The following is a 21475-nucleotide window of genomic DNA, read 5'->3' as shown; positions in this document are numbered from 1 at the left end:
TTTTACTTTCTGAAGAAGACACCACGCCGCTCACCATTTACAACTTTCCTTTCGTTCATTTCACCGTAGTAAGCAGTATCCATTCGGCTGCTTTCTACTTCATTTTTCAAGATAGTAATTTGTTTTTGTAAATGATCCACTTCAGTAATACGGCTTCCATATTGCTCTTTTAAATTATTTAATTCGGTTGATAAAGCAGAAATTTTCTGGACCGCTTCCATACCTGCTTCTGTTGACTGGTCACGTACCGCGCAATCATAGATCTCATTCGCTTCATTTTCAATTGCTGAAAGTCTTTGTGCTAAACTATCCTGTGAATGTCTACGGACAATACGGCAAACCGTCTCTTTTTGATCCAAAGTCTCCCAGAGAGCATTCTGAAGAATCACCATATCATCCGGCTGTACAGATTCTCTTTGATTGATCAAAGCTCTCGCTTGCAAGATACTTAAAGATTGTTTGAATCGACGATCCGACGGCTGTATTCCTTCGTCCTGGAGTTCTCTTCGAATTGTAGACAATGTATCATATACTTCATCTGAAATATGCACTTTATTGGTCATACTTTGAAGTTGCACTAACTCATCCAAATGCATAGTCGGAATTTCGACATGTTCGCCTTCATCTTTCATCATGGATACAAAGTTCGATTCATCTGCAATGAAATTAATTTCAAATCGTAATAGGAAGCGGTCAAATAAAGCTTCTAGACCTTCGCCTTCCTCGGGATATTCGTTGGAAGCGCCAATGATTGACATTAAGGGTGCTTTGATAGGTTGTCCATCATTATAAAATAGTCTTTCGTTGATTAAGGTCAATAAACTGTTTAATATAGCAGAGTTTGCTTTAAAGATTTCATCTAAAAATACCAAATGTGCTTCTGGCATTTTTGTTGCCGTATTGCGCTTATATACGCCTTCTTCTAAATCTTTTAACGACAGTGGTCCAAATACTTCCTCCGGGGTACTGAATCTTGTCAGTAACCATTGAAAATAGGACGTGCCGTTCACGATTTTTGCTAGTTCTACTGATAGTGCAGATTTCGCTGTACCAGCTGGCCCAATCATTAACATATGTTGTTTGGATAGGAGAGCTATTAAGATCCCTTCTACCTCGTTTTCACGTTCAAAGAACTTTGCATTCAATGCCTTTTTTATTTCATGTAACTTCTTTATAGTAGTATCCATATAGACATCCCCTCAATTCATAATAACCAGTCATTGTTTTCTTTATGTAACAGTGTGACTGTAATAGGAGGATTTTAACCGCTCAATCCATAATTCCTTAATGGATTATTACTGATGGCAAGCTTATTCTTTAGGAGCGATAAACACAGCAAACATCTAAAATCATAACAACGCTCCACACGCTGTATAAAAAACACCCCTTAAGCTAGACTCTTTGTAAAAGTCTAGCTTAAGGGGTGTTAATTTTTAGTAAGATTTATCACATTGAATTCTTTGATAAAATGCTTCAAAGCCTTCTTTAGATTGATGTACAGCAAAGGCATTGTGGAAAATATGTCCTCTTCCATCGACAACTCATTAGTTACAGATGCTCTTAGCGATCCATGACTAATATGTTTTCAATGACTTAACCAAGTTTCTCATTCCATTTAGAATTCATAGATAGAGTCCTCCCGCTGGATGATGGATCAATTCAACGTTGACATCCAGCATCATCTATCCAACCAAGTATAATTTATAAGAAATTACAGTATTATTCTTTAAATGACAAACCCTCTTCTTCTAAAAAAGTTCTCATAATTGGTAAGGAAGCGGGTCCAATGCCATGAATTTTCAGAATTTCTTTTTCGGTGTATTTTGATAGTTTTTGCAAAGTATCAATACCATTATGAACTAAGGCATTTCTGGCAGGTGAGCTTAATTTCGATAGGAATCCACTTTTTGGTTTATTCTTTTTATCACAAGTAGGGCAACTTGTGCAGTCACTACTTTTGTAATAAGTATGTCCTTTTTCACAAACCTTTAAATTCATTTTTGCTTTCAATAGTAACACTCCCGCTAATTTCCAAATTCAATATAATATACTTCCACTAACTGCTTTTTACATTTTTGATATGACAATACAAACCAAAATAAAGATTGCTATCAAAATAAAGAATGCTTTCAAAACGTAGTAGGGACTATTTGTTAAGGTAGCAGCAAGTAGCTCACCTATTATAGTTCCATCCCCTGAACTTGATTTTTTACTATTCTTTTCATGGTATTCCTTTGAGTAAAGAATTCCAAATGCCAGTGTCAATATTGCTATAGATCCTGCAAGAATTTCTCCCCATCCCCAAATCAAAACGTTTTCCTGCTTTCTAAATTTTAATTGACCTTATTCAACTAACTTGCCACTTTAATTGAACTAGAAAAATACGTTTAATTAGCTCAATGTTGCAATCAACTAAAACAGTTATTCTACCATGCGACAGGTTGTCACCTGTTGACTTTACATAGAACTTCTTCTTTTTTCTTAATACATATAAAATATCTTCTCTTTAATTAGCTTCCTATGGTAATCGCATTTCCTTTATTTTGTAAAGTAGATACTATACTTAATGCCGCAAGATAGCTTGTTTTAGGGTTGTTTGGCATTGGCTCATTTTCGATTAGTAAATTCATTTTGCCGAAATCACCTTTCGCTTCAATAAGATGTGTATTCCGTTGAATATTCGGATCTGCTATCACGCGTACTGCCGTTTTATCCGCACCGAGTCCTGCAATGGATAATAGCAATGCAACATTGACGTTTTTAGGGAATTTTTCAATTGCCTCCAATGCTACACCATCAAAAATACATTCTTCCACAGACTTCACATCTAGTCCTAGTGATGGATAGGACTTTCTAGTCGTAATGTGTACTTCCTTTAATCCACCTAGGGAATTTGCTGATTGTAGAAGATCCAGTCCACCAATCGCTCCTGAAGGTAGATAAATATGTTGCTGATTCTTCCGCGCCACTTCTTTCATTTCATTCAAATACGCAACATCTTTAAATGCTCCGATACTGCTCAGTATCATGTCTTTCTTATTCTCCAGCACTTCTTCCATATGCTCCATCGCTACTTCAATCGTTGCTGCTTCCACGACTACATCCATAGGAGATTGAATGAACTCCTGAAAGTCCGTATAGAACGCTGCGCTGTACTGTGTTTCTAGTCTCGGCCCCACCTCTAGGTTTCGACCGAATATGGAAATAATTTCACCGTCCACTTTGCTGTTCTCGTTGATACTTTCTAAAAGATACTGCGCAATATTGCCAGTCCCAATTATGCCGATTTTCATTTTACAACACCTCTTCCTTCAGTATATACACTTCTTCCAGAAATAGATGACTTTCAATCTCAATACCCTATCTATACATAAACAACACGAGGTACGAATAGGATGGTATGGATAACAGATAGATAAATTAGGGGGTATGTATGATTGACTGGTTATACAGACAATTATGAACGGGATACGTACGGTATTATCGACTTTTGGGTGCGCAATAATTTTGAACACGGTGAGTTTTTCGATCGAGAAATCAGTCATCATGAGTTAGAGTTAGCACGTGCCAATCAGCAAATGATCGACCGCATGGGGAAAATTTTTAAAAAGACTGAATCTAAAACCGGTGATATCGGATTAATTATCGACGAGGCAAAGAGTTCTACAAAAGAGTTCGCTGATTTACTCCTGCATACGATGGATCGTGCGTTACATTGCGATGTAATTATTTCTACCCCTACTTCCCTTCTTGATCACATGATTCGGGAAGCTGAGGAAGCCGAGCGTGTGTTCAAATTAATTGAAACGAATTCTTACATCACACCAGCGGATGCAACACTACATGAGAGCAACTTCTGGCTTCGTCAAATGCTTGACCACTTACTATTCATCAGCCATTACGTGGATGCTTCTAACTATGAATTACACGATCAAGTGCGCGCGATGACTAGGAAGTTTGAAAATCTTTTACTACAAGCGCAAGCTTTGAAGACGATCATTCGAAGACCACGTAATGAAGTATCACCTGTGTTAAATACATTCAATCAAATGGTGATAAAAGAAGCAAAAGCACTCGAAGCTTTCAAGCTAGAATTAAGTGACCTAATCAAAGCATGTGCCGCAGTTACAACGGCTCCGCCGGATTTGCTGGAACATATTGCAAGAGAAGCCCACCATCTGTGGAAAAATCTCGAAGATCAGGTTGTAAACTAATTTCCAGGAAAATATTTCACGATGTGAGCAAGTGAACACACACTCAAGAATAATAGAAGTGATAGTTCCAATTAACAAGCTTTCATTTTGTGATTGAAGAATAGGTAGTACGAGTACGTAGTCTCCGATCAGTGCAAAAAAGAGATTGTCACGCTATATCAGCGTAGACAATCTCTTTTTTATTTCACTATGGTCACAGGACACTCAACGTGCTTCATCACCTTATGACTGACGCTACCTAACACCATTTCCTGTAATGAATTTAAACCACGACTGCCGATAACTAGTTTGTCGATTTTTTTTAGATTTACATAATTTATAATTTCCTGGCTTGGATTCCCTTTAAGCATGATCACTTTCGCATCCACAGCCGCCTCTTTTGCCATGGCTAAAATCGGTTGCATCTTTTGTTCTCGTTTCAGTGATAGACTTTCAGGGCTTTGTGATAACAGCCTTTCATCCTTTGCCTTGCTAAAATCCTGTACATAGATAACCTCTAACGTAACTTTAGGTAAATATTCCGCTAGCATAATCGCATGTTTTGCGGCACGCATCGCATTTTCAGACCCATCAATCGCTACAGCAATTTTCATATCGTTCACTCCCTCACAATAATTTTTCATATAATTGTTCACTTGAAGAATTTAGTCCACGAATCGTCACTGCTGTCCCTTTACTTTCAAGCTTTGATACCACTTTTAAAATGGCACCCACTGCAGATTCATCCCACAGCTGACTATTTTCAAAATCAATAACAATTTGCTTTTCATGTATCTCATCAAATGCCTGGATAAACTTCGTCGTAGAAGCAAAAAATAATGGACCATGTATTTTATAGATACCCGCTTTATTCGTTACCGAGACACGCGATATCTTCGCAACAAAGAATAATGCACTTAGAACAACTCCGATCACTACACCAATTGCCAAGTTATGCGTGTATAAAATAATCACCACCGTTATCAGCATAACAATAGATTCTGATCGTGGTGCAGTTCGAAGAAATTTAAACGATCCCCAGTTGAAAGTCGTAGCCGCCACCATAACCATGACGCCTGCAAGAACAGGCATCGGAATTTTGGAGACCAAATCCCCTAATACCATAATTAAAAACAGTAAAAATACTCCAGCAGTCAATGTAGATAATCGACCTCTACCACCAGATTTGACATTTATGACGGATTGCCCTATCAACGCGCAGCCTGCCATTCCACCAAAGAATCCAGTGATGAAGTTAGCAATACCCTGTCCGCGTGCTTCACGGTTTTTATTGCTCGGTGTATCTGTCATGTCATCAAGAACCTGCGAAGTCAGTAACGACTCTAGTAACCCGACAATCGACAGTGCCAATGAATACGGTAAAATAATTTTCAAGGTTTCAAAGTTCAATGGAATATTAGGAAAAAAGAATGTTGGCAATGAACTCGGCATCGTCCCCAAATCTCCGATCGATTGTAATCTAACCCCACTGAACAGCGCAATGGCTGTCATCACCACAATCGCAATCAGCGGAGCCGGTATCAATGTAAAGAAACGCGGCACTGCATATACTAAAATCAATGTAGCAATCGCAAATACATACGTCATCATACCCGAACCTATCAAATATGGTAGCTGTGTAATAAAAATCATAATTCCTAGCGCATTTACGAATCCTAACATCACGGAGTTCGGTATGAAGCGCATTAAATTTGCGACTCCTAGTGAGCCTAAAATCAATTGAATAATACCCGTTAAAATAGTGGCTGCCAGTACGTATTCGAGACCATGATCAGCCATTAAACTGACAAGTACTAGTGCCATGGCACCCGTGGCAGCTGATATCAATCCAGGTCTGCCTCCGACAAACGCAGTGATAACGGAAATAGTAAATGATGCATATAGCGCAACACGCGGATCAACCCCGACGATAAACGCAAAAGCCAATGCTTCCGGAATGAGCGCTAGTCCTACGACTATACCTGCCAATATATCGGCGCGCACATTACCAAACCATTGCTGGTGGAAAGTTTGCATATTGTTCCCCTCTCGTTATGGAAAATTTCATACTATGTTAGAAGACAAACAGCATATCATTTATAACTCCATAATTGAATCATTTTAGGAAACAATCTGGATACATAGGGTATAGATATATTCGTCCGATTGTAGGTGAACAGCCAACTAATCAAACAATACACCTCCTAACACTATATACGATATCAAAGAAGAAACTGGTATCAGTAAGTCAACATTTTATCACTATTTAGATAATCAATCCTCATCAACCTTAAATAGTAACTAACTATTTACATCTGACTATTTTTGTCTATCTCAATGGATCCAAAATAGCCATCCTTATCTATTCCAACAAATTATAGACCGTGTTATTAGATTAATTTAATGCTCATTTCATCTAATGTACCGTCTTCTACGTTAAAGATAAATAATTGATTTTAACCTCTTGATATTGTAAGAAACTAGACCTATATGTTATTTAGTGTAAGTAATAGACTTTTAACCTATTTTCATAGATTTAAACTTCACCAGGATGTATAATGAAATAAAAACAGACGGGAGTTAGGATTTCTGATGATTAGATTCAATAGTATTAAGTCAAAACTACTAACAGGCTTCTCTATTGTGCTTTTATTAATAGTTTTACTAGGTATATTTATTTTCTCTACCCTCCAAGCAAATAATGAAGCAACGAAAAACATTCTAGAAAAAGAGTTGCCTCTATTAATTGCAGACGAGCAGTTGGCACTTGGTATGGCGAATCGGATCGCCTCCTCCAGGGGATATATTATGACAGGAGAATCAAGCTACAAAGAGATATTTGATACATATACAGAAGATGGTGTAAAGCATCAAACCACTGTTAGTGAGCTGGGAAATTCGAAGGAAATACAGGATTTGATTCAAAGAACCGTCGAATGGCGGGAGTACATCACAGAAAATGTTTTCGCGGAATATGAACGTGGTAACAAAGAGTTGGCTGAACGTAATTTGTTGGCCTCGAATGATGAGGCACGCAGCTTAATGCACTCATACGAAAAAGCAGCTGAGGATCGTGAAGTCATTATTATTGATATTGAAAAGAATTTGCTTGCAAGTGGCAAAAGTACATTGATTTTGGTTACAAGTATAATAACCTTAGTTATTCTTTTGAGCATGGTAGTTGCTGTCATTACCGCCAATTCTATTTCCAAGCCTCTTCACGTGGTAATGGAACGAATGAAACGTATCGCTACCGGGAATTTAAGCAGTCCGCCTTTAGAAACAAATTTGCGAGATGAAATTGGACAACTGTTCGCATCTACGAATGAGATGAGTAATAATACGCACAAACTATTGGATGAGATACATACTGTGGCTCAAACGGTTTCATCACAAAGTGAAGAACTGACTCAATCTGCTGGAGAAATAAAAATAGGTACTGCTCAGATCGCTACTACAATGGAAGATTTGGCTTACGGCACTGAATCCCAAGCCACTAACGCAAGTAGTTTGTCGACTTCAATGGAAGTCTTCGTCTCCAAAGTAATGGATGCCAATGAAAACGGAGTCCATATTCAGCAGTCATCAAATGAAGTGCTGAACATGACGAGTACTGGGAGCAAAGTGATGGATTCTTCATTGGAACAGATGAAGATTATCGATCAAATCGTCCATAATGCAGTGACAAACGTAGAAGGATTAGACAAGCATACACAACAAATTTCCCAACTTGTTTTGGTTATACAAGGAATTGCAGCACAAACTAATTTGTTAGCGTTAAATGCAGCGATTGAAGCAGCTCGAGCTGGTGAACACGGTAAAGGATTTGCTGTGGTGGCCGATGAAGTACGGACCCTGGCAGAACAATCTTCCGCGTCCGTTACCAATATCACTGAAATCGTCAATCGGATTCAAACTGAGTCCACTATGGTTACCAATTCATTACAAGAAGGATATAAGCAAGTGGAGGAAGGGACAATCCAAATAAAACGTACTAATGAAACATTTGATAATATAAGTGACGCCGTAACGGATATGGTCAATCGGATCCAAAGTATTTCGAACGACCTTCAAGATATTTCGGAAAGCAGTCAGGAAATGAGTGGGTCCATCGAAGAGATTGCAGCGATTACTGAAGAGTCTGCTGCAGGTGTGGAGCAAACTTCAGCATCTTCACAACAAGCAAGTAGCGCAATAGAAGAAATAGCAAGTAACTCCGACGATTTAGCCCGATTGGCTGAAGAACTCAATGCGCTTGTACGAAAATTTACTTTATGATTGAAAAAGCGTCTGCTACTATGCAGACGCTTTTACGTGATTCGTTTTATTTTTTAGAGGGTGAGAAATAAATATCCCTTCTGCAACCTCTCCCGACAATTTCAATCCACACTCCCTATACGGGGAGCGAAGATAAAAGACATCCAAGTATTGAACCATTGTTGTATTTCACTCCACACCCTCTATACAGGGAGCGACCGCAATATATAAACAAAAAACTTAATCCAAGTCTATATATTGTCTATTCCATTATAACTTACTACTCTAAAAAGTTAAACGAAATTTAATTCAGCAGTTTTCCATAAATTAAATGCGCGAACCTATCTGGATTTTTATGTTCCCTTAATAGAAGAATAAACATCAAGATCACTGCGTTAGTGAAGGACTAATAATAATACTTCCACATGCGGGATTAGTCTCCAAGATACTTTTCCCTTTAAAACAGATGAGTGAGTGATTGTTTGTTATTTTCTTTTTGCGGAGTTGTAATATTCTAATCCCTACACTCTTTTATCAAAGCTAGACTTACTTACTGTACAATTATATTCTACAGACAAATATATTTTCAATTACACCCACTTAACGCAGTTGACTCCCGCCAAAATTCCCCCGCTTAATTTCTGCAACTTCATATACCGCCACAAATGCATTTTTGTCTACGTCACGAATGATTTCTTTCATTTTACTATCTTCCAAATGATAAATATTACAAGTGATTTCTATGAATTCCTTATTCGTGAAACTCCCTTGCACCACTTGATAAGTAGCACTTCGACCTAAACGTTCATGAATCTCTTCTATCATCAATTCAGGTTGATCCGTTACAATCTTAAATGTTTTGGAACCACTAAATCCAATTTCCATGATAGATATGACTTTCGATGCGATGAAATAAGCAATTGCTGACATAATCGCACCAGTCAGCCCAAAGACAGTTGAAACGACGATAAAGACAAAAACATTTAGGAATAAGATTAGATCACTTGTCCCAAATGGGAGTTTTCTTGAAAGCAATACTGCGAGCATATCAATACCGTCAAGTGCTCCACCATTACGCAAAGCTATTCCGATTCCGACTCCAATAATGATACCGCCAACGACAGTTATCAATAATGTATCATCTTGAACAATGATGGGAATATGATGCATTAAACTTGTACTGGCGCTTAAGGATACGATGCCCACGACAGAAAGTGCTGCAAAGCGCCTACCTACCTGTTTGTAACCAAGGAAGATAAACGGTATATTTAAAATCGCAATTAATACACCTAACGGAAGTCCAAAAACTTTAGAACCCACAATACTTAGTCCTGTAACCCCACCATCCGATACATTGTTTGGAATAAGGACTGACTCAAGTCCATACGCTGTAATCACTGCACCCATCATGACGAAAAAGGCTTGCAATAGAAGACGTAACTTCTTATGTGACTTCTTTGTAATTACTTTCATCTTCTCATTCCTTTCAGTTATTTAGTAAGTCACATACTTCTATTTACCATACCCTTTTATCTAGATAAACTATTCCATGGACAGTAGATTTTTGTACTTTTTTGTATCAATGACATGACGGCAACTAAATATAGTAGTAGCATAGAAACCACATGGCCGCAGTAACCCAAGAGTCGTATCGAAAAGGAAAAGACCAGTCATCCCATGATGACTGGTCTTTCTAGTAGTTAAAATCTTGATTTTGCTGGTTTCTTCATTGGGGCTTTATTCATCAAATACGAGATGAATGTATCATCCGCCAAGTTGGGATTGGATGAGTTCAGCAACACAGCTAGATTCTTCGCATCATCGAGCGCTCTATGGGCGTTATGCACTTGAATTCGGTGCGCTCTCAGCAATTGTTGTAGTTTGCCGTTTTCAAATCCATAATTTTTCCATTTGATTTGTCTAACGGAGCAATACCAGTCCATGTCGAGCGTTTCAGGTAATAGTCGACTAACGAAGCCCCTATCAAATGATGCGTTATGTGCTACTATACCGTCTGCTTGATCTAGTATTTTTAGTATTCTATCCATATCAAGCGACTTCCCTCTGACCATCTGATCGGTAATGCCAGTGAGCTGGGTAATTATTGGGGAGATAGAATAGAACGGTTCTTGAAACTCGCAATACTCATCTGCCACTCGAACAATACGATTATCTTCATACTCTCCAAGCATAACCCCTAACTCGATTACTTCACTCGTCTCGGCACGCATGCCTGTTGTCTCCACGTCAATAAATGCTATATGTTTTGTCATGTGAAAACTCCTTTTACACTCTATTTGCATGATATCGAGAATATAATTATGAACAGTTTGATCCTTTTAGTATATCAGGATTTCAATACAATATGTTCCATTTGAACTGTCAGCATGTAATTGAACGTCTAGTAATTTCATAAGTTGCCACACAATTCAACGTGCTGTATACTAGGATTGCTTACATGATTGTCCGTCCGGGTGCTTGAGAGAATCAGGCTGAGATAGCAGATGAATCCTCTGCTGACCGTTAATCTGATCTGGGTAATGCCAGCGTAGAGAGCGTGATCGATGGAATTATACAGGAATCTCTTTCCTTCCTCGGCCGTCTGCTCTTCAGACGGCTTTTTTGTATAAAAAATAACGAGGAGTGGAAGAGTTTGAAAAAGTTAAAGTTTACCGATTTATTGATCACCATCATGATCGGCGTTGTATTTGGCGTGCTCATGAAGTTTTGGGATGATTTATACACTGTCGTCAAACCGATCATGCCTGTTGCACGTCAACTGCTTTACGGTATGTGGTTCATGGTGGGACCGTTTGCCTTCCTATTATTACGAAAGCCCGGTACTGCATTCATCGCAAGTATTGCGGGGGCTTCCTTGTCTGCATTTGCCGGCCATGGTATTGAAGTATTGATGTATGGATTCGCACAAGGACTTGCTGCTGAATTATTGTTCGCTGCATTCCGTTATCGACGCTATTCTATTTTAATTGCAGGGTTAGCAGGAGTCGCGTCATGTCTTGCAAGTTTCGGACTTGATTTGATTTATGGTTACGCAGCACTCGAAACATGGGCACTCATTGTGAAATACGGATTACGTGCAATCAGCGCATTCATCTTCACAGGTATTTTCGCTGTGTTTATTGTAAAAGCGCTAGAAGCAACAGGTGTGACATCGCTAATTCGCCCCGTCGATAAGAAAGAATATACGATGCTTGATCAGTAAAAGCGGAGGTATGATCCAACTATGAATAACATCAGCGTTACCGATTTACGACTGAAGTTTCCTGGAGAAGATGCTTTGGTCTTTAAGGACCTCTCCTTTTCTGTTCAGTCCGGTGAAAAAGTTCTCATGCTCGGTCCTAGCGGTTGTGGGAAATCCACTTTACTTCAAGTACTGAGTGGCATTATCCCGAACTCTATCGAACTGCCAATGAAAGCAACAAGCATTCAGTTACCAGACTCGTGGGGGTTCGTTTTCCAAGACCCAGATACACAGTTCTGTATGACCTACGTCGATGAAGAACTCGCATTCGTTTTGGAGAATCTTCAAGTGCAGCGTGAAGAAATGGCACCTCGTATTGAGGAGGTGTTGAAGCGTGTAGACTTGCACTTGATAGATGCCCACACGCCCATCAATGAAATGTCTCAAGGTATGAAACAACGGTTGGCATTGGCTTCTGTTTTATTATTGGAACCGGACGTGCTATTTCTGGACGAACCTTCCGCATTACTGGATCCGGAAGGCACGCAACAGATTTGGACTTCTATTAAAGAAGCAACCGCTGATAAAACTGTGATCATCGTGGAGCATAAAATCGATTTGATTGCTGACTGGGTAGATCGTGTTGTGTTGTTTAATGATCATGGTGTCATACTAGCAGACGGTTCACCTGCAGATATTTTTGCAAACTTTCAGGAAGAACTGAAACGTTATGGCATTTGGTATCCAGGGGTATGGGAAGAATATAAAACTTCTGATGCATTTCAATTGATGATGCTAAATCGTCAAGTGGTTTCATCACAAGAGAAAATTCATATCGAGGATTTTCACGGTTATCGTGGTCTAGTGGAGAAGATTTCCGCCAAACATGCGACTGTACAGGCCGGTGACTGGATTACGATTGTTGGGGAAAATGGTTCTGGTAAAAGTACATTGCTTTTATCTCTTATGCAATTGCTTCGGACTAACGGCGTCTATGAAGTGAACGGCGTAGCCATTGTGTGGAAAAAGAAGAAACGGCAACTCCCGAAAGGTCTATCGCTCGTCTTTCAAAATCCCGAACTACAATTTGTAACGAACTCGATCACGGAAGAATTAACAGTATCTTTGCACGGTATGCCAAAAGCCGATGCAGACATGTATGCAAAGGAATTGATGCGCTTATTTAACCTGCCCGATTCCGTTTCACGCCATCCTTATCAACTATCTACGGGCCAAAAGCGTCGCTTGAGTGTAGCAACTGCCCTTACTCCTAGTACGGATATCCTGTTACTCGATGAACCTACTTTTGGACAGGATGCACGAAACACATTCGCTATTCTTGAGAAATTGGAGCAGTTGCGCACGAAAGGCATGACAATTTTGATGGTTACGCATGATACGGAAATAGTAGAGAACTTCGCTACTGCTGTTTGGACTGTAGTTGACGGCGTTGTGCATACGGCTAATGGAGTTGGTGGTGCAAAGAGTGTTTAATTGGTTCACACCTAAACGCGAAACCTGGCTATTCCGAGTCAATCCCGCGCTAAAATTCATCGTATTTTTTGCGTTCTTGATCATTACGCTTGTGAATCAAAGTTTACCTTTTGCTATCTCACAAGCTATTCTATATGGAATATTATTTTATATATTCAGCGGCTATTCACTGAAGAAACTTTTATTGCTTTCCATTCCGTTAGTCATTTCATTCCTGTCCACTGGATTGACGATGTTATTATTCGGTAAGGGTGAAACGGTGTTGTGGCAATGGGGACTACTCAAGATTTCCGAAGAGAGTATTCAACACGCGCTGTTGCTCGGGAGTAAATCACTTTCATTTGGCTTCGTCGGCTTTACGTTTATCTTAACAATCCAACCCGTACTATTCTTTTATGCTATGATGCAGCAGTTTCGTCTGCCGTCTAAATATGCCTATAGCTTTATTGCAGCTTTTCGTTTAATTCCTGCTGTCACTGAAGAGCTGCAAATTCGTAGGAATGCTTTAAAAGTACGGAATATCCAGTTTTCAAAAGGATTTAGAGGTATATATGAACGATTGCAGTCCTATACAGTTCCTCTATTTGCCCAAAGTATACGTCGCGCGCAACGCATTGCCGTGGCGATGGAAGCTAAACAGTATCAGATGGGTGCTGCGAGGACGTATTATTATCCTACACGGTATACCGGGGTAGATATGGTGTTTTTACTTGTCATGATATGTAGTTTATCTTCAGCCTTTTTGCTATCAATATATCGATAATTAGCGATATAGAATATGTAACCAAATTAAAAGAGAGCACAGATCTAGTTCAGATCCTGTGCTCTCTTTTTTCATTACACACGCTGATGATCTGCTCTCCATGATTTTATGGATTTCTTAATTTCATCAGGTGACAGATCTTCCACTGCTGCTCGATTCGCAAGCTCCACGTACTCTTCATCTGAAGCAAATCGTAATGCAATCCATTGTGATTTCGTCAATTGTGCAGCTAAACGGTTACCCGTCAACATAAAGTAACGAAGCTGTTCTTCCGTGACGATTAATCGATCTTGCAAAGACAACGCATAAATCCGTGCAAGCATCCCTGGAATAATAGCAAGAACGATGACAGCGAATAATAACAAAATCTGCATTGAAAAACCATGCTTTACAAATTGATAAATTCCATAGATCGCTGTTGTCAAAATTAATAGAACGCTTAATGGTAACCAAATATAGTGTTGCAAAGGTGTTACCCGTGTATGATTTTCATACGATTGTTCTTTCATCTCGTCCCTCCTCACATACCTACAGGGGTATCTTATATGATTTAATATTAGTTGTATACATAATTGCTCTTTCTTAAGATAGTGGTTTCAATTCATCGTGAAACCATTCGATCTTATTGAACAAGACTCAATAAACTTGGCGGCATGTATACACTCTTTCAATAGTTAGAATTATTAGTATTGACAAAACATATATATTTCATTATATTAAACCTACTATATCAATAAGGATTTAAGGAGTTGTTTTCTATGAAACTTTCAACAAAAATCACAGTCGGTCTTGTTTCGGGTATAATTTTCGGCATTATCGTAAATATCTTTCTCCCGCAAGCAGTACCGCAATTGAATGAATACGTACTTTCTCCAATCGGTAAAATTTTCTTGAGCTTAATCCAGTTCGTAGTAGTACCCATTGTGTTTACATCTTTGATTGTAGGTTTCTCTAGTATAGATCACTCTGAAAAAGTTGGACGGTTGACAGGGAAGCTATTATTCCTTTACATCAGCACAAGCATACTCGCGCTTGTCATTGGTTACATCACCGCTTCAGTATTGAAACCCGGGAATATGGTAGATGGCTTAGGGGAAGTGGCAGCGGGAGAGGCAAAGGAAGGACAAGGTATTCTTGAATGGTTGATTTCGATAGTTCCTACCAATCCATTCGAAGCGTTCGCCACAGGGAATTTGTTGCAGATTATCTTCACGGCAATTATTGTTGTTATCGGAATTCGTATGGCTGGCAGTCAAGCAAAACCATTTCTTTCATTCGTAGAAAGCGTACACACTATCGTAGAAAAGATTACGATGCTTGTTTTGAAATTATCGCCAATAGGTGTTTTCGCCTTAATTAGTTCTGTAATTGCCACGCAAGGTCTTGATATTTTGCAAAAATTATTTGTTTATATTTTAGGATTAATCTTAGCTTTGACACTGATGGCTATCGCGTACTTTGTTATTCTAAGTTTCCTGCATGTGTCTCCAAAGCACTTCTGGAAAAGCTTCCAGCCGACATTCGGTATCGCATTCGGTACGGCTAGCTCTAATGCAGCATTGCCGGTCGCTATTGAAAATAGCAAAAAAGAATTTAAAATGAAAGAAGAGATTGCAGGTTTTGCGATACCTTTAGGAACTGCCTTGAAACGGGACGGTGCTTGCATTTTGCAGACATTCAATGCTTTATTCGTTGCTCAGCTATTTGATATCCAGCTGAGTGGCGCACAAATCTTAGCAATCATTGTCAGTGCACTTGTCGTGTCATTTAGTACAGCTGGTGTGCCAGGTGCAGGTATCATTATGATGTCCACTGTACTTGCCGCAGCCAATTTACCTCTTGCGGGTATTGCGCTTGTCGCTGGAGTGGATCGTTTGACTGATGGCTTCCGTACATTGTTGAACGTATTTGGCAATACAGCCAATGCCGTGATACTAGATAAGTGGGAAGATAATTCTTCAATCACCGATATGAAAACGCAAAGTCCAGAACCAGCATACGCCGACAGTAAAAGACTCTAAAAAACTGCCGTAACATATCTGTAGGATACGCTACGGCAGTTCTGCTTTATATTGTTTATTTAATTATCGTGACAGAGCTATTCACATGTTTAATTACTTTTTGACTGACACTACCCATAACTAACTTTTTAAGTAATTTTAAACCGCGACTGCTTAGGATGAGATGGTCAATTTCATTCGTGTTTACATGTTTAATGATTTGCTGATGCGGATTTCCCCGGAGCATTGTAACTTCTGCGACTATTCCACTATCATTGACTAACTTCAATGCAGATTGCATCTTCTTCTTCTGGTACATAGCAAGACTGTTAGGACTTTGTTTTAACAATCGCTCATCTTCTTTATTAAAGTCGATCACATGGATCAATTCCAGTTTCGCTCCAGAAAATTGTTGCATTAACATGATCGCATAATCTGTTGCCCGTAATGCATTATCTGAGCCATCTACCGCCACAGCAATCTTCATGATAAAACCTCCTAAAACTACTTTCTTCGTTTTTACAATTGAGATCTTCTCTCAGCTTCCGTCACCGACATAACATTCCATTCTCATACTCTATACCCTTTTCACGGATCGTATAGTCCAGCAGTAAGTCCCTGTTCTATCAATCCAAAATCATTCTACCAATTATTTAACAAAAATCCAACAATCAGCTTCCCAGAAAACCATAATTCTAATATAAATGTCCAGTGAACAAGACCATATGACCACTTCATTTACTTAACAATTGTTACTGGACAATTTGCTTGCTCCATTACACTGCGACTTACACTACCAAGTACTACTTCCTGCATTATGTTCATTCCACGACTACCCAGTACCAATTGCTCAACATTTGCTGTCTGCAGATGTGTAACGATTTCATGGTCTGGATTTCCTCGTAACAGCGTGATACTCGTTTTAACTCCGACTTTTTCCGCCAATTCCACTACTGGCCTCACAATTCGATCTTGATATAAGGATAAGCTTTTTAGATTTTGCAACAGGAGTTTTTCATCTTCCACTTTGTTATAGTCGGTTACGGAAATCACTTCAAGCTCCGCGTCTTGTGCATCTTTTAAAAGTGTCAGCGCATATTTCGCTGCACGAAAAGCATGTTCAGAACCATCTATAGCTACAGCAATCTTCATACTAACAGCCCCCATTATTTCGAATACTCGCTATTGTTAGTATATACCAGAACGCGATAATATTCAGTAATCCAATTAATGTGGAATACGAATGGACTATCACATCTGAAAAAAACGTTAACTCATATAATATGAATTAACGTTTTTTATACTGTGAGATTAAATTAAGCGAGCAATAATCGATTAGCGAGCAATCTTCCGCGAACTGTAATACCCGCCCACGCTGCAAGAAATGCTTTGATGAAACCACCGATTAAAAATGGAACAAAGCCCGCCATGACGGCAGCTGTCCAAGAAAGTTCCGCAATAATTTTTAGCCATACTGTACCAAACGCTAAGGCGACGAACATTCCAATGATATTTGCAATAATTGCATTCGGTAGTTTGAAACTCGTGCGCTCCATATAATAACCCGTAATGAATGCGGTTGGGATAAAGCCAATTAGAAATCCGCCGGTAGGTCCAAAAATTACACCTAACCCTGAAGACATGCCTGAAAATACAGGCATCCCTACCGCTCCCATCGCTAAATATACTAGTACAGAGATCGTTCCATAACGTGAACCTAAAATAGTCGCTGCTAAACCGACTGCCAGTGTTTGTCCTGTAATCGGAACTAATGGTAGTGGAATCGTTAGCTGTGCCATAACACCGATAATGGCTGCGAATAATGCGGTTACAATCATCATTTTCAATTTATTTCGTGAGTCTATCATTTCTCTAATCCCCTTTGAGTAAACCATTACCTGAGTAGTGTTGACGTTTATTTTATAGTATATAAATATATGTGTCAATAGTTTCTAGTTATTTGTTTACTCTAGGGCGTTAGATGGATTACAATTTTTTAGACTTTTATACTTCCATTATCATTTTAGCTACTGAAGGTAATACACCCCCTAGCAAATACGTATCTTTTTCCATTATGTTATCAATTCTAAGCATTACGAAAAATTGAATGATTTCACTGTTTGATCTCACTGCCTTCATGCGATTCTTCATCATCTTGTCTAATTTGATTCTTTTTTGTATTTATCCATGGATTATACCCCTTCAACTGGAGTCCCATCTCTCATGTGCTTAACAACCTATTTTGATATGTTTTCAGAAGTAAAAAGCATAAACTCTATATTTGAGCTTATGCTTTTGTATTCAATTCTTATTTTTTCAACCCTTGTAAAAATAAGAGTGTAATCTCTTCGGCCAGTTCTTCTGGTTTATGTGTTCCCGTCCAAAGTTTGGTGATCGCGAGATATTCAATAGCTCCAACCATTGCTGTAGCGACAACGCCGAAGTTTATATTGGTATGAAAATATCCAAGCTCTGCTTCTTCTTTAAGATTACGTTCTAATTGTGCGGTCATTTGTTCTTTAATGTTAGCGGCTTCTTCTGAAACAACAAAACCAATCCGTGCAACTTCTTCATTCTGCTGGAATAGTTCAAAAACAGCACATAAACCATAAGCAATTCGCTCCATTAGCCCTTCTTCTGCTATATCTGCGGGAAGTTTGCTTTGTGCTACTTGATGATATAATTTTTCTTTGAATATATCGACTAATTCCTGAAATACAGCTTCTTTACTTTTAAAATATAAGTAGAACGTTGGCTGTGTAACATTTGCTTCCTTCACGATTTCACTAATCTTCGTTTTATAAAAACCATGAATAGCGAATTGTGTAGCGGAAATTTCCAAAAGTGTTTTACGACTTTTTTCGCCATCTGCCCCTACTCGTCGGCCTCTTTTTTTCAGTTGACCCACTTCCTTTTCTAAAATAATAATTCTCCATTGATAAACTAATTGTACAGCGACACACAAAAAAAACCAAATAATACTTTGAATTTTATAAGATATCAATCTATTTATTCTCCGAATTGCATAGTTGGGAATGGTGCCACTTCGACTATACACACTTTTATTGTTTCTCTTTAACTAGTTACTAATCTGTTAAATATCAAATAGATAAGTTGACATTCTCCAAAATATATCGAATAATAGAAAGTAAGCGCTTTCATTTTTAACTTTATAATTGAATACATTATGTTAAGGAGGGATATGTATGAAGTTGGCCAGAAATATTATTATTGCCCTAATCGCAGGGGTCGTCGTCGGTTTACTATTGAATATCTTCACACCTAGTCTTTTTACAAAAGCCGACGCATTTCTTTTTAAACCACTTGGTATAATCTTCTTGAATCTGATGAAGATGCTAGTCGTGCCCGTGGTGTTCATTTCTATCGTCCTTGGAACGGTTGGAATTGGTGATCCGAAGAAATTAGGTAGAATTGGTGGGAAGACCATCGGCTATTTCTTGATAACTACAGCCATCGCCCTAGTCATTGCAATTTCACTCGGTCTATTACTAAAGCCTGGTGAAGGAGGTAATTTCGAAACAGCCAATGCCACTTACGAAGCACAAGAAGCTCCACCAGTAGCAGAAACCCTATTAGGAATTATTCCTACAAATCCGGTTAGCGCTATGGCAGAAGGTAATATGCTTCAGATTATCTTCTTTGCAGCATTGGTTGGCTTTGGAATGGCCATGATGGGTAGTAAAGTTGAAAGAGTAAAAGAGTTTTTCGAGCAAGCAAATGAACTCATTATGTATCTGATTACATTTGTCATGAAGTTCGCGCCATACGGAGCATTCGGTTTGATTGCATCAGCTGTTGGAAGCCAGGGTATAGATGCACTGAAGGTAATGGGTATGTATATGGGAGTCGTTCTTGGAGCCCTCCTAATCCATACCATTTTCGTCTATGGCGGATCAATCGCATTGATCGGTAAACGTAGCCCAATTTGGTTCTTTAAAAACTTCTTTCCAGCACAAGTTGTTGCATTCAGTACAGCAAGTTCTGCTGCAACACTACCGATTTCATTGAAAACAGCGCAGGAAAAGTTAAAAGTACCCGAGTCTATTAGTTCGTTCACGCAATCCCTTGGGGCCACTATTAATATGGACGGTACCGCAATTATGCAAGGGGCAGCTGTAATCTTCATCGCACAGGCTTATGGCGTTGAATTAACTATGGGACAGTTACTCACTGTTGTTTTAACAGCGGTACTGGCTAGTATTGGAACCGCTGCTGTTCCAGGTGCGGGCCTCATCATGCTAGCAATGGTTCTGACATCAGTCGGACTTCCGGTTGAAGGAATTGCGCTCGTTCTCGGAGTAGATCGCTTACTTGACATGGTGCGTACAGCTGTCAACATTACCGGTGACGCTGCATGTGCTGTTATCGTTGCTCAAACAGAAGGTGTGTTAGGTGAGCCAGATGTTGAAAAGGCGCCAAAACATACGGAAATTGCATAGTTTCACTAATTCCTGTACGGGAAACTCTCATGTGCACAAAACATGACAGCTTTCCGTGCATTTTTTTGTCATGTTGGAAACTTATGCGGGCTTCTAAAATTTCATCTTCAGAGATAGTAATGAACGTACCTCCAGTCTCCCTAATAGCTTCCATTATTTGTTTGGACCAGGCTTGTGACTCAATGGCAAAACCTTCCGCAAAAGTTACTTCATTCACGACCGACTTCACCGTATGCCCTTGAAATTGTTCATAGACTTCATAAGCATACGTTTTCGTACCTCCATAAAAGTATGGCTCAAGATCATATTCATTATCTCCGTTATGTCGATATCATTTACTTATTAATAGGTTTTTATATGTCTTTATCGGATAAACTGAATATATGGGAGGGATCACGTTGAATGTATTAATTGAATGGCACTATAAATCAAAAAAAAGGAACTCCAACCGTTTTCAAGTCCGGAGAATTACCTGCAGACCAAGCCCTGATAATTGCTGAGGACTTAGAGAAAACAGGTCGCACAAAGCAAATCATGTTTACAGATCAATTTGATAGTTCCTGGACTATTAAGGAATTAAAAAGCTATCTGAAGGGCATCGAAACAGAGCCACATAATATTGCTGTATACTTCGATGGTGGTTTCGATTGGGAGACAAAGTTAGCCGGTCTTGGTTGCGTCCTCTATTATAACCAAAATGGTAAATCTTATAGACTACGAAAAAACGCCACTACTACACACTTATCTTCAAACAATGAAGCAGAATATGCAGCACTTCATCTGTGCTTGCAAGAACTTGAAATGCTTGGAGCGCACCATTTACCCATTGAGATTATGGGTGACTCACGGGTCGTAATCAATCATTTAAGCGAAGAATGGCCTGTAATTGAAGAAGAACTGTACAGTTGGTCGAATAAAATTGAAGAAAAGATGGAATCTTTAGGATTCCAACCACGGTATGAACTAATTTCACGCAAGAAGAACAGCGAAGCAGACCGCCTAGCCACACAGGCTTTGACGGGTGTGGAAATTACAGCGACCATTGAGAGAACGTGAGAAGTTTAGGCATAACTACTAGCTACCCTGTATATCCGAGTCGCATCATT

21 protein-coding genes and 1 riboswitch are annotated in these 21475 nt (G+C 39.1%); of the genes, 8 read left to right on the top strand and 13 right to left on the bottom strand.

From position 1 onward, the window contains the following. Positions 1-2: 2 nt before the first annotated feature. From CSV67_RS12155 to nadX, 4 genes are all read right to left on the bottom strand, one after another. Positions 3-1187 (bottom strand): AAA family ATPase, encoded by a 1185-nt coding sequence (locus CSV67_RS12155; RefSeq protein ID WP_099631861.1) that lies wholly within the window; start codon positions 1185-1187, stop codon positions 3-5. A gap of 532 nt (positions 1188-1719) precedes the next feature. Then, on the bottom strand, positions 1720-1998 hold the full coding sequence (locus CSV67_RS12150) for an RNA polymerase alpha subunit C-terminal domain-containing protein (RefSeq protein ID WP_199173176.1): 279 nt from the start codon (positions 1996-1998) through the stop codon (positions 1720-1722). Positions 1999-2067: 69 nt separating this feature from the next. After that, positions 2068-2310, bottom strand: coding sequence for a hypothetical protein (locus CSV67_RS12145; RefSeq protein WP_099631859.1), 243 nt, complete (start codon positions 2308-2310; stop codon positions 2068-2070). Between the two features lie 200 nt (positions 2311-2510). Continuing rightward, complete coding sequence (nadX, locus tag CSV67_RS12140) at positions 2511-3293, bottom strand: aspartate dehydrogenase (RefSeq protein WP_099631858.1); 783 nt, start codon at positions 3291-3293, stop codon at positions 2511-2513. 144 nt (positions 3294-3437) lie between these two features. Here nadX and CSV67_RS12135 point away from each other — a divergent pair, with 144 nt between their 5' ends. After that, the gene (locus CSV67_RS12135; protein WP_099631857.1) at positions 3438-4214 is read left to right on the top strand and encodes a DUF2935 domain-containing protein; all 777 of its coding nucleotides are present in this window, start codon (positions 3438-3440) and stop codon (positions 4212-4214) included. Between the two features lie 179 nt (positions 4215-4393). Here CSV67_RS12135 and CSV67_RS12130 read toward each other — a convergent pair whose 3' ends face one another. Further along, positions 4394-4807, bottom strand: coding sequence for a universal stress protein (locus tag CSV67_RS12130; RefSeq protein ID WP_099631932.1), 414 nt, complete (start codon positions 4805-4807; stop codon positions 4394-4396). Positions 4808-4820: 13 nt separating this feature from the next. Next, complete coding sequence (locus CSV67_RS12125; protein ID WP_099631856.1) at positions 4821-6230, bottom strand: SulP family inorganic anion transporter; 1410 nt, start codon at positions 6228-6230, stop codon at positions 4821-4823. A 555-nt stretch (positions 6231-6785) separates the two neighbouring features. Between CSV67_RS12125 and CSV67_RS12120 the strand changes: the two genes are divergently transcribed. After that, on the top strand, positions 6786-8471 hold the full coding sequence (locus CSV67_RS12120) for a methyl-accepting chemotaxis protein (RefSeq protein WP_099631855.1): 1686 nt from the start codon (positions 6786-6788) through the stop codon (positions 8469-8471). 579 nt (positions 8472-9050) lie between these two features. On the opposite strand, the gene CSV67_RS12115 is transcribed toward CSV67_RS12120, so the two are convergent. Together CSV67_RS12115 and CSV67_RS12110 are read right to left on the bottom strand one after the other, a co-directional pair. Beyond that, a complete protein-coding gene (locus tag CSV67_RS12115) occupies positions 9051-9923 on the bottom strand; it encodes a YitT family protein (RefSeq protein WP_099631854.1) in 873 nt (290 codons plus the stop codon). 227 nt (positions 9924-10150) lie between these two features. Further along, entirely contained in the window at positions 10151-10723 is a 573-nt protein-coding gene (locus CSV67_RS12110) for an exonuclease domain-containing protein (RefSeq protein WP_158232053.1), read from the bottom strand. 187 nt (positions 10724-10910) lie between these two features. Next, a riboswitch (TPP riboswitch) is annotated at positions 10911-11022 on the top strand. An 81-nt stretch (positions 11023-11103) separates the two neighbouring features. Here CSV67_RS12110 and CSV67_RS12105 point away from each other — a divergent pair. The 3 genes from CSV67_RS12105 to CSV67_RS12095 are packed head-to-tail and all read left to right on the top strand — an operon-like array spanning position 11104 to position 13909. Next, a complete protein-coding gene (locus CSV67_RS12105; protein WP_255397361.1) occupies positions 11104-11673 on the top strand; it encodes an ECF transporter S component in 570 nt (189 codons plus the stop codon). 21 nt (positions 11674-11694) lie between these two features. Then, positions 11695-13146, top strand: coding sequence for an ABC transporter ATP-binding protein (locus tag CSV67_RS12100; protein ID WP_099631852.1), 1452 nt, complete (start codon positions 11695-11697; stop codon positions 13144-13146). Continuing rightward, positions 13118-13909, top strand: coding sequence for an energy-coupling factor transporter transmembrane component T family protein (locus tag CSV67_RS12095; protein ID WP_233192607.1), 792 nt, complete (start codon positions 13118-13120; stop codon positions 13907-13909). The genes CSV67_RS12100 and CSV67_RS12095 overlap by 29 nt, the downstream gene beginning before the upstream one ends. A 74-nt stretch (positions 13910-13983) precedes the next feature. Here CSV67_RS12095 and CSV67_RS12090 read toward each other — a convergent pair whose 3' ends face one another. Further along, a complete protein-coding gene (locus tag CSV67_RS12090) occupies positions 13984-14418 on the bottom strand; it encodes a DUF6526 family protein (protein ID WP_099631850.1) in 435 nt (144 codons plus the stop codon). Between the two features lie 249 nt (positions 14419-14667). Here CSV67_RS12090 and CSV67_RS12085 point away from each other — a divergent pair, with 249 nt between their 5' ends. After that, on the top strand, positions 14668-15930 hold the full coding sequence (locus CSV67_RS12085) for a dicarboxylate/amino acid:cation symporter (RefSeq protein ID WP_099631849.1): 1263 nt from the start codon (positions 14668-14670) through the stop codon (positions 15928-15930). Between the two features lie 55 nt (positions 15931-15985). Here CSV67_RS12085 and CSV67_RS12080 read toward each other — a convergent pair whose 3' ends face one another. The 4 genes from CSV67_RS12080 to CSV67_RS12065 all read right to left on the bottom strand — a co-directional run bounded on the left by CSV67_RS12080 (position 15986) and on the right by CSV67_RS12065 (position 18913). Then, positions 15986-16396, bottom strand: coding sequence for a universal stress protein (locus CSV67_RS12080; RefSeq protein ID WP_099631848.1), 411 nt, complete (start codon positions 16394-16396; stop codon positions 15986-15988). A gap of 251 nt (positions 16397-16647) precedes the next feature. Further along, entirely contained in the window at positions 16648-17061 is a 414-nt protein-coding gene (locus CSV67_RS12075; protein WP_099631847.1) for a universal stress protein, read from the bottom strand. 164 nt (positions 17062-17225) lie between these two features. Then, complete coding sequence (locus CSV67_RS12070; RefSeq protein ID WP_099631846.1) at positions 17226-17777, bottom strand: biotin transporter BioY; 552 nt, start codon at positions 17775-17777, stop codon at positions 17226-17228. A gap of 440 nt (positions 17778-18217) precedes the next feature. Then, positions 18218-18913, bottom strand: a complete 696-nt coding sequence (locus CSV67_RS12065; protein WP_158232934.1) for a TetR/AcrR family transcriptional regulator — start codon at positions 18911-18913, stop codon at positions 18218-18220. Positions 18914-19115: 202 nt separating this feature from the next. Between CSV67_RS12065 and CSV67_RS12060 the strand changes: the two genes are divergently transcribed. Both CSV67_RS12060 and CSV67_RS12055 read left to right on the top strand, forming a co-directional pair. Further along, a complete protein-coding gene (locus CSV67_RS12060) occupies positions 19116-20369 on the top strand; it encodes a dicarboxylate/amino acid:cation symporter (protein ID WP_099631844.1) in 1254 nt (417 codons plus the stop codon). Positions 20370-20780: 411 nt separating this feature from the next. After that, on the top strand, positions 20781-21425 hold the full coding sequence (locus tag CSV67_RS12055; RefSeq protein ID WP_099631843.1) for a reverse transcriptase-like protein: 645 nt from the start codon (positions 20781-20783) through the stop codon (positions 21423-21425). The last annotated feature ends 50 nt before the right edge of the window (positions 21426-21475 follow it).

The organism is Sporosarcina sp. P2 (assembly GCF_002743255.1).
In the GTDB taxonomy this organism is placed as follows: domain Bacteria; phylum Bacillota; class Bacilli; order Bacillales_A; family Planococcaceae; genus Sporosarcina.
Note: the sequence above shows the minus strand (reverse complement) of the source record. Positions and strands in the feature narration are given on the sequence as shown.